General features: G+C 62.4%; 13 protein-coding genes and 1 pseudogene. 3 read left to right on the forward strand and 11 right to left on the reverse strand.

Going from position 1 to position 13,237, the window contains the following annotated elements; all coding sequences use genetic code 11:
• Nucleotides 1–79: 79 nt before the first annotated feature.
• On the forward strand, nucleotides 80–532 hold the full coding sequence (locus tag PKKP23_RS12195; protein WP_126877070.1) for a YaiI/YqxD family protein: 453 nt from the start codon (nucleotides 80–82) through the stop codon (nucleotides 530–532).
• 19 nt (nucleotides 533–551) lie between these two features.
• Here PKKP23_RS12195 and PKKP23_RS12200 read toward each other — a convergent pair whose 3' ends face one another.
• From PKKP23_RS12200 to PKKP23_RS12235, 8 genes are all read right to left on the reverse strand, one after another.
• On the reverse strand, nucleotides 552–956 hold the full coding sequence (locus PKKP23_RS12200; RefSeq protein ID WP_126877071.1) for a YybH family protein: 405 nt from the start codon (nucleotides 954–956) through the stop codon (nucleotides 552–554).
• 105 nt (nucleotides 957–1,061) lie between these two features.
• Nucleotides 1,062–1,379 carry an H-NS histone family protein gene (locus tag PKKP23_RS12205; RefSeq protein WP_017775134.1) on the reverse strand — a complete coding sequence of 106 codons (318 nt, stop codon included), beginning with the start codon at nucleotides 1,377–1,379 and terminating at the stop codon, nucleotides 1,062–1,064.
• Between the two features lie 623 nt (nucleotides 1,380–2,002).
• Nucleotides 2,003–3,373: a purine-cytosine permease family protein gene (locus tag PKKP23_RS12210; protein WP_126877072.1), complete on the reverse strand. Its 1,371-nt coding sequence runs from the start codon at nucleotides 3,371–3,373 to the stop codon at nucleotides 2,003–2,005.
• 230 nt (nucleotides 3,374–3,603) lie between these two features.
• A complete protein-coding gene (locus tag PKKP23_RS12215; RefSeq protein WP_126877073.1) occupies nucleotides 3,604–4,599 on the reverse strand; it encodes a 5-oxoprolinase subunit C family protein in 996 nt (331 codons plus the stop codon).
• Complete coding sequence (locus PKKP23_RS12220) at nucleotides 4,589–5,464, reverse strand: 5-oxoprolinase subunit B family protein (protein WP_126877074.1); 876 nt, start codon at nucleotides 5,462–5,464, stop codon at nucleotides 4,589–4,591. The genes PKKP23_RS12215 and PKKP23_RS12220 overlap by 11 nt, the downstream gene beginning before the upstream one ends.
• Nucleotides 5,461–6,912, reverse strand: a complete 1,452-nt coding sequence (locus tag PKKP23_RS12225) for an acetyl-CoA carboxylase biotin carboxylase subunit (protein ID WP_126877075.1) — start codon at nucleotides 6,910–6,912, stop codon at nucleotides 5,461–5,463. The genes PKKP23_RS12220 and PKKP23_RS12225 overlap by 4 nt, the downstream gene beginning before the upstream one ends.
• Before the next feature lie 5 nt (nucleotides 6,913–6,917).
• Nucleotides 6,918–7,163, reverse strand: coding sequence for an acetyl-CoA carboxylase (locus PKKP23_RS12230; protein ID WP_161978102.1), 246 nt, complete (start codon nucleotides 7,161–7,163; stop codon nucleotides 6,918–6,920).
• A 46-nt stretch (nucleotides 7,164–7,209) separates the two neighbouring features.
• Nucleotides 7,210–7,989, reverse strand: a complete 780-nt coding sequence (locus PKKP23_RS12235; RefSeq protein ID WP_126877077.1) for a 5-oxoprolinase subunit PxpA — start codon at nucleotides 7,987–7,989, stop codon at nucleotides 7,210–7,212.
• Between the two features lie 271 nt (nucleotides 7,990–8,260).
• Here PKKP23_RS12235 and PKKP23_RS12240 point away from each other — a divergent pair, with 271 nt between their 5' ends.
• Nucleotides 8,261–9,178, forward strand: a complete 918-nt coding sequence (locus PKKP23_RS12240) for a LysR family transcriptional regulator (protein WP_026121527.1) — start codon at nucleotides 8,261–8,263, stop codon at nucleotides 9,176–9,178.
• Between the two features lie 135 nt (nucleotides 9,179–9,313).
• On the opposite strand, the gene PKKP23_RS12245 is transcribed toward PKKP23_RS12240, so the two are convergent.
• Nucleotides 9,314–10,204: a LysR family transcriptional regulator gene (locus PKKP23_RS12245; protein WP_126877078.1), complete on the reverse strand. Its 891-nt coding sequence runs from the start codon at nucleotides 10,202–10,204 to the stop codon at nucleotides 9,314–9,316.
• Between the two features lie 102 nt (nucleotides 10,205–10,306).
• On the opposite strand from PKKP23_RS12245, the gene PKKP23_RS12250 reads away from it, so the two are divergent.
• Entirely contained in the window at nucleotides 10,307–11,242 is a 936-nt protein-coding gene (locus PKKP23_RS12250) for an NADP-dependent oxidoreductase (protein WP_126877079.1), read from the forward strand.
• Between the two features lie 286 nt (nucleotides 11,243–11,528).
• Here PKKP23_RS12250 and PKKP23_RS12260 read toward each other — a convergent pair whose 3' ends face one another.
• Together PKKP23_RS12260 and PKKP23_RS34095 are read right to left on the reverse strand one after the other, a co-directional pair.
• Nucleotides 11,529–11,999, reverse strand: a complete 471-nt coding sequence (locus tag PKKP23_RS12260) for a hypothetical protein (protein ID WP_126877080.1) — start codon at nucleotides 11,997–11,999, stop codon at nucleotides 11,529–11,531.
• A gap of 3 nt (nucleotides 12,000–12,002) precedes the next feature.
• Nucleotides 12,003–13,237 (reverse strand): annotated as a pseudogene (locus PKKP23_RS34095) (peptidase M23); the annotation flags it as partial.

Here is a 13,237-nt window from a genome sequence, read left to right on the forward strand (position 1 = left end):
CAGTTGCAGCACATCACAATCGCGACGTGGCGCGCCGGGCGGTAACATGGGGCCTTCTTCCTCTATCGGACATACCTCGATGCAAGTGCTGGTTGACGCAGACGCCTGTCCGGTTGTCGTCAAGGAGATGCTGTTTCGGGCCGCACGGCGCGTCGAAGTATGCGTGACGCTGGTGGCTAATCAGTATTTGCGCACGCCGCCTTCGCGCTTTAGCTTTATCAAGGCGCTGCAGGTGCCGGCCGGCTTCGACTCCGCCGACGAGCGCATCGTGCAGTTGGTCACGCACGGCGACCTGGTGATTACGGCGGACATACCGCTGGCGGCTGCGGCGCTCGAGAAGGGCGCTTATGTGCTGGACCCGCGTGGAAGCTGGTTCAGCCGCGAAAATATCGAGGAGCGTCTCACCATGCGCGAAGTCATGGATCAACTTCGCAGCTCAGGCGTGGGGACGGGCGGTCCGGCGCCGTACACCGCAAACGACAGCAAGACGTTCGCCGGACAACTGGACCGCTTCCTCGCACGTCATGGCTAACGTAGGGCAGAACCGTCTTTCAAGCATCCAGCACCAATGGTCCGAATGAATTGTCGATCAGCACTTTCCATTCGCCGTCTTGCTGTCTGCGAAAAACGGTCGTGGCGACGAGTTCTCTCACGGAACGCTTCGCGCCCGATTCCTCGTACTCCAGCGTCCAGCGAGAGAGGAACAGCGCAACGCCATCGGCCTCGATAACGTGGGTTTTGAGTTGCTTCGCGCTCGCGCCGGACTTCACCGCGAATTCGAAGAATTCCCTGAGTGGGCCGCGTCCGCTAATCGTTCTTCCCGGCTGCGAGACGACAACGGCTTTCTCGTCGTAAAAGCCTAGAACACGATCGACGTCGCATTCGTTGAACGCCCTGTCCAGCAACTCCACCACGTGCTGCGGACTTCTCGCGGTTATCGGTTCGGCTCCAGCCATGCGATGACTCCACTCGCGTTTTGTTCCGGAGAAAACACGGGGTAAAACACGTATTCGATAGTCCCGTCTTTTATGACTATCGCCGTGCGCCAGGCCGCATTTGCGCTAACGGGAATTCGGCCGCGCGAGCGGACTGCCCGCGAATGGGTCATTCGTCCAGTCCGGGCCTTTTTTAACGGGCGGCCGCGAAACCGGCTCCGATGACAATTCAAAGTGCTCGAGGGACTGCCCGGCGCTAATCGCCTGCTTCAACCATTGAGGCATGGGCCCTTCGCCGCTCCAGCTGTCGCCATTCGCGCTGCGATAACGCTCAACCTTCGTGTCAGCAGCGATTGCTGAGGCCAGATCATCCGGGCTGATCCCGAACTCCTCCATGCGGTGACGGAGGTAGGCAATCATGCTGTCTCGCTTGCGTTCATCCATGAAACTTGCTTCCTTTCAAACCGGACTCGGTATTTTTCTCGATTGAATGCGGCAACGCGCGCGACAGGCAGGGCCGCCTCGCAGGCAGTTCGCCGTCGCCGCATTCAAAATAGTGCCATAGGTACTGACCGAACTCGCCGTGGCTGGGCGCCTGGGAGCGCGGCAAATAAACGGACCAATCTCGACGCCTCGACACGGCGCAGGCTCGTGTCATCAGGCCTCCCCCGCGCTCCGCAGTGATTGAAGCTGCGGATTTTGACCGACCGGATGCGCCAGATACGCCCGGGTCGGCTTGCGATGGGAGGGGAGTCGAACGGTTGAGGGCGGGATTTGGCCTGGATCGGACCCACCGATCGGGGTGTCCGGGGGAGTCGCGTCTCGCCGACCGTGCGAGACATCATACGCTGGTCGTCAGCGGGATTGCGCTGAGGCCTGCGATTTCATTTTTTTGACCGGCACGCGGCCGGTTGATTTTGTATCGCGCAAGCCGTTTTGGCTGAAGGCCCGTGCTGAACGCGGCGCCGCAATTGCCGCCAAATGAACAGCAATTGCGGCAGTCCCGTGGAAAGGAAAAAGAGCCCGGCTGTCTTTATCTTCCTGTCTTTATCGTCCTGTTTTTATCGTCAATAACTGCCCGTATCCTCTCCACGCACGAACCACGTCCTTTTCGCCGACGCCAGCATGCCCCGGTAGACGAGCCACGACACCACGAAGGTGGCCGGCGCGGAGAGCGACTGCACGGCTCCCTGCATGTTCATCAGCACGAGGCCGGCGAAGGCCCCCGCGAACCAGGCGGCCAAACCGCCCGGGTTGAATGCGGGGACATGCGAATCGCGGTACTCGACGGCATCGCCCACCAGTTCGTCATAGCGCGCCGACAGAATGTGCGCGAGCGCCACGCCCACCCACGCCACGACGAAGATGCCCTGGTACGCGAGTGCCTGCAGGATCTTCGAAAACACGTCGGCCATCATCAGCGCATAGACCACCACGCCCACCACCAGCGCCCACGCGAACTTCGGCGCGCGCAGGCCGACTACCTTCTGAAAGAACGCCTGCATGTTGATGGCCGCGAGATAGTAGTTCGCCGTGTTGATGCGCGACTGCGTCACCCACACGAACAGCAGACCCCAGATGCCCATCAGCTTGAGCAGCGCCAGCACGACGGAGACTTCGGAGAGCGTGCCGAGCCCCGGCGTCGTGCTCACAAGATAGATGCCCACCGCGCCGTTCAGCAGGAACGTGACCAGATAGAACGGCATGCCGAAGTTGAAGCGGCCATGGTAGACCGCGTCTTTCCTGCGGCCGAAACGGGCGTAGTCGAAGGTGAACATCATCAGTACCCAGACGCCCATGTAGTACACGAAGCAGTTCCACCAGCCGTTGGCGGGCACCGTGCCTTTCGGGCCGAAGTCGAGCCATGCGGCGTTGTAGCCGTATTCGTGGGTGGTCAGCACGACCGCGGCAACGAGCCCGAGCAGATAGAACGGCAACAGCACGCCGTTGAACTTGTCGAGCCAGTGCTGCACGCTGCCGAACACCAGCGGCACGCTGTAGCAGACCACGATCAGCGCGGCCCATCGGTAATCGAGCACGGGAAAGAGGCTATGCGCCGCCACCGCTATGACGGAGCCTTCGAAGACCGCGTAATAGATGGCGGTCGCGAAGAAGATCAGGGTGGCGAGCGCCGCGCCCGAGCTGCCGAACAGCACGCGTGAAAACAGCGCAACGGAGAGCCCGGTGCGCACCGCGTAACGGCTGATCACGGCGTTGACGAGACCGTACGACACTACGGAGAGCGCCATGCCGATCAGCGCATTGCGCGCGCCATACGTCAGCGCGAGTGTCGCACCGACGACGATATAGAACACGGCGCTGCATACCGCCCACCATGCCATGGTGAGCGAGAACGCCGGCATGCGGGCGCTGTCCGGAATGGCAGCGGTCGATAGATCGAGGTCGCCTCCGGCGACTTCCTGCGTCAGATTGGCCATCAACGTGCTCCTCAATACACTGCGGGGGTCCAGGAACGGCGGCGCCGAAGCGAGCGTGCGGTGACGCCGCGGAGAGAACAGAAACTGCGTGGGTCGTGCATCGGTCGAACGGGCGCACGTGTCCGCGCACGCCGCGAGGCGGCGTACGGTGATTGGAAACGTGCGTTAGAAAGCGCTAGAAAGCGAGCCGCCGTGCGACACACGCGGCTCGCGGCGAACCGCTTTGCGCGCTACCGCAGCAGCACTTCGCGCAGGCGTGCGAGCCGCAACTGCGCGTCACGCCGTGCGGCGAGCGCCTGCGACATGGTGGCCGGCACGAAGCGCGCCTGATGGTTCGGCTGCATCTGGCCAATCAGGTCCATGTCGGCGCTGATGACGGTGCCGATGGTGGCGTAGCCGCCGCCAGACACCGCATCGCGATGCAGGATGATCGGTTCCAGGCCGGCCGGCACCTGAATGGAGCCGACCGGATAGCAGGCATCCACGATGTTCGACGGATCGGCGCCCGCGCCGAACGGCTGCTCGCGCGGCCTGAAGTCGAGCGGCCGGCCTTGCTTGTAGCGATAGCCGATGCGATCGGCTTCGGGCGCCACCACCCAGGTGTCTTCGAAGAACGTCGCGGCGGATTCGTCGGTCAGCCGGTGATGGTAGAGGCCCGGCAGCACGCGCAGTTCGACTTCGCGGGCGAGCGGCGTGCGCAGCGGCGCGGGCAGTTCCGTGCCTTCGCGCGCCGGTCCCCGCTCGCGGCCCACCGTGAGCCGGTCGCCCTTCTGCAGGCGCCGCCCTTCGTGACCGCCGAAGGCGCCGAGCGCATAGGTGGAGCGGCTACCCAGAACCACGGGCACGTCGATGCCGCCGGCCACGGCCAGATACGCGCGTGCGCCGCCTCGCACGTAGTCGAACGTCAGCGTGCTGCCCGCCTTGATTCGCAGCGCGACATTGCAGGCCTGCGTCACGCCGTCGATCTTCGGCAGCATATCGGCGCCGGTCACCGCGATCAGGGTCTCCACATGGAACAACAGTTGCGGACCCAGCAGCGTGCATTCGAGCGCCGCGGCGGATTCGGGGTTGCCCACCAGCAGATTGGCCGCGCGCAACGCATATTGGTCGAGCGCGCCGGAAGGCGGAATGCCGACGTGGTAATACCCTTGCCGGCCGGTGTCCTGCACCGAGGTGGCAAGGCCGGGCTTGACGACTTCGATGGCGAGGCGGGAATCAGTCGGCATGGAGCACCTCGGCCAGTGAACGGTTGTACGCGTCCGGGTCGCGCAGAAAGGATTCGAGCGAGAAATTCACGTCGCGCACGCGCAGTGAGAACGTGCCGGCTTCCACGGCGGCCACGGCTTCGTCGTACGCGGCGCGGTCGATGGGCTTGAACTTCACGATGTCGCCAGGCCGGAAGAACACCATGAAGTCGCGCAGATAGTCGAGCCGCTGTGCCGGGTCGAAGATGGGTGCCGGGGTTACGCCGAACATCTGATAGCCGCCCGCGCCGCGTACGGAATAGATGCAGCCGAAGCAGCCTCCGTGGCCTACCGTCAGCTTCGGCGTATCGGTGCGGGGCCGCACGTACTTGGGCACCTGGAGTTGCCGCGCGCGCTCGACCATCTGGAACATGAACGGCAGACCGGCCACGAAGCCCACCATCGAGACGAACCACGGCGAGCCGGAATGGGCGGCGATGAAGTCGTCCACGCTGGCCTTGCCGTTGATCCGCGCTGCGTATTCCAGATCCGTCGAACCCGGATCCTGATGACGCTCGCGAAAACGCATCAGCGTTTCGTGCGTCCACGGGTCGTTGTACAGCACGGGAATTTCGATGATGCGGGTGGCGATGTTTAGCTCCGCGTCGCCGGTTTGTGCCTCGATTTCCTTGAGCAAGGCGAGCAGCGACTCGGGGTCGATCACGTCGGGGTCGTAGCGCACCTGGTAGGACGCATTGGCCGGGCAGATGTCGACGATGCCCGGCACCTCGCGGCGCTGCAGTTCGCGGGTGATCGCCGTGCCTTTGAAGAAGGCGTCGAGCGACATTTCCTCGCTGATTTCCACGAAGATGAATTCATCGCCGCCGAACGTGTAACGGGTCGTCATGCGGCCTCCTCGTGGTTGACCGGCGTGGCGGCCAGTTGTTCGCGCGAGGCCGCGAGCCACGTTTCCAGATAGTTCGTGTGATAGCGGCCCGCGCGCACATCGTCGTCGGCGAGTAACGCGCGATGCAGTTGCGCCGTGGTCTTCACGCCGCGAATGTGCAGTTCGGAAAGTGCCCGTTCGAGGCGCGCGAGCGCGGCGGGGCGGCTTTCGTCGAAGACGATGAGTTTGGCGAGCAGCGAATCGTAGAACGGCGGCACCACATAGCCCTGGTAGAGCATGGAGTCGATGCGCACGCCCGGGCCTGTCGGCCACACCAGTTCCTCGATGCGTCCGGGGCTCGGGCGGAAATCGTGCGCCGGGTCTTCCGCATTGATCCGGCATTCGATGGCCGCGCCGCGCATCACGATGTCGCTCTGGCTCAGGCGCAAGGGTTCGCCGTCGGCGATACGCAGCGTTTCCCGCACGAGATCGACGCCGGTAATCGCTTCGGTCACCGGATGCTCGACCTGGATGCGCGTATTCATTTCGATGAAATAGAACTCGCCGCGCGCGTCGTCGAACAGGTACTCCAGCGTGCCCGCGCTACGGTAGCCCACCTGCCGCGCAAGCCGCGTCGCGGAGGCGCACAGCGCGCTGCGCAGCGCCGGCGTGAGCGACGGCGAGGGCGCTTCTTCCATGATCTTCTGGCGGCGCCGTTGCAACGAGCATTCGCGCTCGAACAGATGGACCACGTCGTGCCCGTCGCCCAGCACCTGCACCTCGATGTGCCGGGCGCGCGCGATGAACCGTTCGAGATAGACGCCGCCGTTGCCGAACGCGGCCTGCGCTTCGCGCTGCGCAAGCGGCAGTTCGGCATCGAGCTGGGCGGCGTCGTGCGCGACGCGAATGCCGCGTCCGCCGCCGCCGGCCGCGGCCTTGATCATCACCGGATAGCCGATGTGCCCGGCGATACCGCGCGCTTCGTCGAGCGAGAGCACGACGCCGTTGCTGCCCGGCACCGTGGGAACGTCGGCACGCTGCGCCGTTTCGCGCGCTTTGGCCTTGTCGCCCATGGTCGCAATCACGCTGGACGACGGGCCGACGAAGATGAGGCCGGCCGCCTCCACCTGCGCTGCGAATGCCGCGTTCTCGGACAGGAAGCCATAGCCCGGATGAATCGCGTCGGCTCCGCACTGCTTCGCTGCGTCGAGAATGGCCGATGGATTCAGATAGCTCTTCGCCGCGTGCGACGAGCCGATGTGGATGGCCTCGTCGGCCATGCGTGCCGCGAGGCTGTCGCGGTCGGCGTCGCTCACCACGGCGACCGCCCGCATGCCCAGTTCGTGCGCGGCGCGAATCACGCGCACGGCGATCTCGCCGCGATTGGCGACCAGCACCGTGCGAATGCGCCTGGGTTGATAGAAGGTGGCGCGAACGGCGGGGGCGTCCGACGAATTCGCTCTGCTCATGGCGCTCATTCCTCGATCCGCATCAGAACCTGACCCGCGTCGACGGGCTCGCCGTCGTCCACGAGAATTTCCGTGACGCGGCCGGCTATGCCCGCTTCGACGTCGTTGAACTGCTTCATCACTTCAACGAGTCCCACTACCGTCCCGCTCTCCACCGTCGTACCGGCTTCGACATAAGGCGCCGCGTCGGGCGACGGACGCCGATAGAAGGTGCCGGGCAGGGGACTGACGATCTCGTGTTGTTGTGCCATCTCGGGGCTCCTCATCGTTGTTGTGGGCGGCGCACGTCAGTGCATGTCAGCGCGAAGCCGCGTATTGGGGGGCTGCGACCCGGATGTCGTGGCTTACCAGCGCCGCGCGCGTGGCTTCGACGAGTTTGAGCGCACCGGGCGTGTCGCTATGAATGCAGACGGAGTCGAAGTCGATGTCGATGTCTTCGCCGTCCACCGTTCTGACCCGTCCTTCCACGCACGCGCGCAGTACCTTCGCCGCCACCTGCGCCGGGTCGAGCCTGCCCACGCGGCGCGTGAAGACGATGGAGCCGCTACGGTCGTAGTCGCGGTCGGCGTAGAACTCGCGCACCACCGGCTGGCCGAGTTCGCATGCGATCCGGTAGGTCACCGACGCCTCCATGCAGTAGAGCAGCAGTGTGGGATCGAGCCGCCGCAGCGTTTCGACCAGCAGGCGCGACAGACCCTCGTCGTGCGCGGCGAGCATGTACAGCGCGCCGTGCGGTTTCACGTGTTGCACGCTGACGTCGTGAAGGCGCGCGAACTCGCGCAGCGCGCCGAGCTGGAAAACGATGTCGTTGACGAGCGCCTGCGGGGTCTCGGTGAGCGTGCGGCGGCCGAACCCCACCAGGTCGCGAAAGCCGGGATGCGCGCCCACGCCCACGCCCGCCTGTTTGGCGAGCTGGACCGTGCGCGCCATGATGTTGGGATCGCCGGCGTGAAAGCCGGTCGCGATGTTGGCCGAGCTGATGAGCGGCATGATTTCTTCATCGACGCCGTCGCCGATCGTCCAGGAACCGAAGCCTTCTCCCATGTCGGAATTCAGGTCGACGCGGTGTTTCTTCATGCTGGATCTCTCTCCTCGAACAAAGCTGCGCTCGCCCCGCAATGCGTGCGAGCGCTCCGTCGAGAAGAACATTAGCCGGTCGCCGGTCGCCAAAATAGTTCTATTTTTGGATGGGACGCTATCTGTTTTTTCGATGGCACGCACGGCGCATGAATGGGCGTGAGGGCTTGTCAGCAGATGAGGGGCGACGGGTGAATACCCTGACCACGCCAATTTTTTTGGCGGGAATACGATATACCGCGTCCCAATATCGATTTTTCGGATGCACACCATGGCCTTGACGCTTCGGCAACTGAAGTACTTCGTCGCGACCGCGGAACTCGGGCAGATCTCGCAGGCCGCGATTCAACTGACGATTTCGCAGTCGGCGGTGACGAACGCCATCAAGGAACTCGAAGACGACCTGGGCACGCAGCTCTTCATGCGCACGTCGGCGGGCGTGACGCTGACCACGACGGGGCGGCGCTTTCTCAACCACGCCTATACGATTCTTGCCTCCGTGGACGAGGCGATGCGCATTCCGAACCTCGAAAGCACGCTGACCGGCACGTTGACGCTGGCGGCCAGCTACACGGTGCTCGGCTATTTCCTGCCGCATCACCTGCAGCGAATGAGCACGCTGTATCCGCGATTGACTATCCAGTTGCACGAACTGAATCGCGAGTCGATCGAGGAGGGTTTGATCACCGATCGATACGACATGGCCGTGTTGCTGACCTCGAACGTCGCCAATCCGGAACTCACGCTGGAGCCCGTGATTCATTCGCCCAGGCGTCTGTGGCTGTGCGCGCAGCATCCCTTGCTCAAGCGCGAAAACGTGACGCTTGCCGACGTGGCCGCCGAACCCTTCGTGATGCTGACCGTCGATGAAGCGGCGTACACGGCGCTGCGCTACTGGAACGAAACCCCTTACCGGCCGAACGTGAAGCTGCGCACCTCGTCGGTGGAAGCCGTGCGCAGCATGGTGGCGAACGGCAGCGGCGTGGCGATTCTCTCGGACATGGTGTACCGGCCGTGGTCGCTGGAGGGACGACGCATCGAGACCATGCAGCTGCGCGACCCCGTGCCGCCGATGAGCGTGGGACTTGCGTGGCGCAGGAACGCCGAACTGAGCCCGGCCATGCATGCCGTGCGTGAATACTTCCGGCATACGTTCATGGAACCGCGGCCGCTGATTGGTGGAGGTTGAGCGTTGCGACTGAGCGTTGCGACTGAGCGATGGCAACTGAGCGATGACAACTGAGCGATGACAACTGAGCGATGACAACTGAGCGATGACAACTGAGCGAGCGATGTTCGCCGCGCCCTTCAAGCCAGGCCGCTTCTATCCCTTCAGCACGAGCGACGTTTCCGGGTATTGGCCGCAGATGAAGTCGACGAAGGCGCGGACCTTCGGCGGAGGAAGGCGTCGCGACGTATGCAAAACCCAGAGCGCCGTTTCCACGCCGGAGACCGTGCCCCACTGCACCAGCTCGCCGCGCGTGAGCTGATTCCACGCGATGGACTGCGGCAGGAGCGCCGCGCCGGCGCCGGCCACCGCGGCGTCGCGGATCATGAGGAACGACGAAAGCCGCAGCCGTGGAATGGGCTGCACGACGAGTTGCCCTTCGTCGAGCGTCCAGTGGGTGGGCTCGAAGCTCGAAAACACGATGGCGGGAACCGGCATGCCGGCGCCCTCGGCGCCCGCACCAGGCTCAGGCATCGGCACGGACGGCGCGGCCACGACCACGAGCCTGTCTTTGGCGAAGCATCGGCCCACGAGACTGCCGTCTGGGCTCGGATTGATGCGGATAGCCACGTCGAACTGCTCTTCGACAAGGTCCACCATGCGGTCTTCCGCCACCAGCTCGATCGTGACTTCCGGATAGGCCGCGCAGAATTCGGCGCAAATCCTTCCCATCGCGAGGTGCGAGAACAGCGACGGCGCCGCGATGCGCAGGCGTCCGCGCGGCGCGGCGAGTCCTTCGCGCGCCGCCGTCATGGCCTCGGCCACCTCGTGCATCGGCCCTTCGGTGCGGGAGATCAGCGTCTGGCCGGCTTCCGTGAGTTTCAGGCCGCGCGCGCCGCGCTCGATGAGCCGCACACCTAGTTCCTCTTCCAGATCGGCGATGCGCCGCGACAAGGTCGCCTTCGACTTGCCGCTGGCGCGGCTCGCCTTCCCGAGTCCTCCATGGGTTGCCACCAGCGCGAAATCGCCGAGTGCATTCAGGTCCATGATGTTCCATATTTGAAACGAGTTGTCTAGATTTTCGCGTCTTTGTTTTATGGATGCAACGGCTTATCTTGTTCTCACCGCAACCTGATTGAGGAACCTGAAATGAACACGACTCAACGCGCTGTATTGATCCGGGCCTATGGTGGCGCCGACGCCGTCGAAGTGGGCGAGATCGCCATACCCGAAGCCGGGCCAGGGCAAGTGCTCGTCCGCGTTCGCGCCGCCGGCGTGAACGGCATCGACTGGAAAATCCGCGAGGGCTACGTTCGCGACGCCTTCCCGCTGCAACTGCCTGCCGTGCTGGGCATCGAACTGGCGGGCGAGGTGGAGGCCGTAGGCCCCGGCGTGGCGCGCTTCAAGGCAGGCGAGCGCGTCATGGGCCCGCTGGGTCGACCCGGCGCCTACGCCAACTTCGTGACCGTGGAGGAAGCCAACCTGTCGCGCACGCCCGATGCACTCGACGACGTCCACGCAGCCGCGATTCCGGTGGCCGCCGTGGCGGCCTGGCAGAGCCTGCACCACGCCGGCCCGATCCGAGCGGGGCAGCGCATCCTGATCCACGGCGCGGCGGGCGGCCTGGGCGGCTACGCCGTGCAGTACGCGAGGCGCGCGGGTGCCGAGGTCTTCGCGACGGCGTCTACCACTCACGTCGATTACGTGCGCGGCCTGGGCGCCGACCACGTGATCGACTACCGCACGCAACGTTTCGAGGACGTTGCGAACGGCATCGATCTGGTGCTCGACTACGTCGGCGGCGAAGTGCTCGACCGCTCGTGGCAGGTGCTTACGCCGAACGGCGCGATCGTCGGCACGACGTCGCCGGACATCCTGGCACGCACACCGGCCGGCCGTCGCGGCCTGTGGTTCATCAACACGCCGGACGCGGCGCTGCTGGAACGGCTGGCAGGCGGGGTTGCGAACGGCACGCTGAAGTCAACGGTGAGCGAGGTGGTGGGTTTCGGCGATCTGCCCGCCGCTATCGAGCGCAATCGCATGGGCTCGCGCGTCGGCAAGGTTGTGGCGGATTTTTCGCGCTAAAGCAATATTTACGTTTTCGAGTGACGAGAGCAGGCTGCAACTGCACGGATGGCGATAGTAGTGAAAAGCGACTGCCTTGCCGTTCCGGCCGGGAAACCTTCCGTAACCGTCGGCAATCGTAGTGGGCTCGTGCTTATCGCAGATGCCATCGTCGCCCTGACGGGCAAGCGGTCGACCCAGGACCTCGAACTGGGCGACCCGCTGGTAACTTTGCCGCCGTTTTCCAGCTTGTTGTCTTTGCGGATGGGGATTTCATGTTCGCGTTACTAAATTGGCCGGAGAGCGATTATTGCTTCAAACGCACCAGACGAGTGGTACATACTTTAGGGACACTTTGATCCCAAACTGTGCTAAGAAGACGCCGCCTTTTTTTATCGACCTTTAAATTAATAAACTCATCCCCGCACCGCGGTGCGGGATGCCGCTCAACAAATTTATTTGACAATGGAGAAAACGTAAAAATCCTGTAAATTGAATAAACTCCTAATCCATCGTCCACATGCCACACGGCAAATCCAGGGTGCCCACTAAAATCATAGTCGTCAATTTCTATATGCGTCGATTTTTCCGTATCAACATTCACGGTGCCTCTATTAATTTTATTGCCACTATTTACTTCCCAGGTTAATACGTCGCCATTCGTTCCAACTGCCGCCTTAACCCCCGGCGCAGGCGAAAAGACGTGCTCGCTTTCAGCGGAGTTTGCCAAAAATGAGATAAGCGAAAATATCAAAAGGGCAAATTTGATTTTTTTCATCAATTACTCCGGCCTCAGCATAGATGCCACAAGTGTACTTTTCGGGTGAGGAGCGGAAATGCGTATTGTTTCGGACGTATCCAGCCCATCGTCCAATATTCTTAGGATATATGCCGAATACGCCTGTCTTTCATAATACCCATTTCCGCCCCCATTTACCAGTCGATTTATGAAGCCTGTCGATGACGCCGAATAGTATTCATCTGCGATGCGATTAATGCTTGTTCCCTGTGAGAAAGTCTTCGACACCCAATAGAAGCCACCGGAATCGCAAGCGTATTCCGGATTTTCAGCAACTGTGTCCGGATCGTAACGAGGATGCCAAAGCATTAATTGACCTCCGTCATTCGGATTGGCTGAATAGTGGCGTGACGTTGCCGTAACTCTAGGCGCAACCCCTACCATTCTTTCAACATATGATCCACTATTGTCAGGAAAAGAGCGATATTTGCCGTAAGCCTCAAAGTTCCCGGCCCACGTAAGCTGCATTACGCCGCGCCCATAAAATGGACCGTAGTATTGGGTCGCAGGATTTGCCGCCGAATATCGACCAAAACCCCATTCGTGCATAAGACGCCTGCTGCCGCCAAGATTGCGCCACTGCGCGGTTTCCAACAGAATCTGAGCCAAAAACATAGCAATCCGATTCGGATTGCTACCAAGATATTTTCTAAGACACCTATTCAGCGAAGTGACATGATTTTCGACACGTTGACGCGCGATGGCCAACGTCACCCTATATGTATCGTCATTTGTGGCGATGGCTCTTCGCGGACTGCCAGCCTGCGTATAGAACGGATAGCGAGGAAACGTGGTAGCCAACTCGTCGTGGGTTAGCCACCCACACTTCCTGAAATGCCGGATAAACGCGAGCGGATGGAAGAACCAGAGCTTCTGGCCGGCAGGCAACCCCGTCACGTCCCAGAACTGAAGTTCCTTGAGGTACTTCAGAAAATCCTCGTAGCCCTTTCGGTTGCCGTGATAGAAGCCGCCCTCGTCGAGCAGCTTCGCGAAGCGCGTCTCGTTGTGCGTGCTATCCCATTCACTCGGCGCGTTGCAGATGAATCCGCGCAGGGCTCGACGTACCTCATCATGGCCCTTCACGTAGTACGAAAGCGCGTCTGCCTTCTGGACTTCGGTTGCGTCCTTCACTACTGCGGGCTGATCGTTGGCCGCGGCGTCCCTGACGAGCCTCTTCAACATCTCGACATCGCACAACCCGTCACTATCGAAGGGCG

The organism is Paraburkholderia kururiensis JCM 10599 = LMG 19447 (genome assembly GCF_003986935.1).
Classification (GTDB): domain Bacteria; phylum Pseudomonadota; class Gammaproteobacteria; order Burkholderiales; family Burkholderiaceae; genus Paraburkholderia; species Paraburkholderia kururiensis.

What these genes read in the sequence shown, in the direction of transcription:
- PKKP23_RS12225 (WP_126877075.1), bottom strand. Translation starts at nt 6,912, where the DNA reads ATGAGCAGAGCGAATTCGTCGGACGCCCCCGCCGTTCGCGCCACCTTC.
- PKKP23_RS12240 (WP_026121527.1), top strand. Translation starts at nt 8,261, where the DNA reads ATGGCCTTGACGCTTCGGCAACTGAAGTACTTCGTCGCGACCGCGGAA.
- PKKP23_RS12245 (WP_126877078.1), bottom strand. Translation starts at nt 10,204, where the DNA reads ATGGACCTGAATGCACTCGGCGATTTCGCGCTGGTGGCAACCCATGGA.
- PKKP23_RS12260 (WP_126877080.1), bottom strand. Translation starts at nt 11,999, where the DNA reads ATGAAAAAAATCAAATTTGCCCTTTTGATATTTTCGCTTATCTCATTT.
- PKKP23_RS12250 (WP_126877079.1), top strand. Translation starts at nt 10,307, where the DNA reads ATGAACACGACTCAACGCGCTGTATTGATCCGGGCCTATGGTGGCGCC.
- PKKP23_RS12200 (WP_126877071.1), bottom strand. Translation starts at nt 956, where the DNA reads ATGGCTGGAGCCGAACCGATAACCGCGAGAAGTCCGCAGCACGTGGTG.
- PKKP23_RS12205 (WP_017775134.1), bottom strand. Translation starts at nt 1,379, where the DNA reads ATGGATGAACGCAAGCGAGACAGCATGATTGCCTACCTCCGTCACCGC.
- PKKP23_RS12210 (WP_126877072.1), bottom strand. Translation starts at nt 3,373, where the DNA reads ATGGCCAATCTGACGCAGGAAGTCGCCGGAGGCGACCTCGATCTATCG.
- PKKP23_RS12195 (WP_126877070.1), top strand. Translation starts at nt 80, where the DNA reads ATGCAAGTGCTGGTTGACGCAGACGCCTGTCCGGTTGTCGTCAAGGAG.
- PKKP23_RS12215 (WP_126877073.1), bottom strand. Translation starts at nt 4,599, where the DNA reads ATGCCGACTGATTCCCGCCTCGCCATCGAAGTCGTCAAGCCCGGCCTT.
- PKKP23_RS12220 (WP_126877074.1), bottom strand. Translation starts at nt 5,464, where the DNA reads ATGACGACCCGTTACACGTTCGGCGGCGATGAATTCATCTTCGTGGAA.
- PKKP23_RS12235 (WP_126877077.1), bottom strand. Translation starts at nt 7,989, where the DNA reads ATGAAGAAACACCGCGTCGACCTGAATTCCGACATGGGAGAAGGCTTC.
- PKKP23_RS12230 (WP_161978102.1), bottom strand. Translation starts at nt 7,163, where the DNA reads ATGGCACAACAACACGAGATCGTCAGTCCCCTGCCCGGCACCTTCTAT.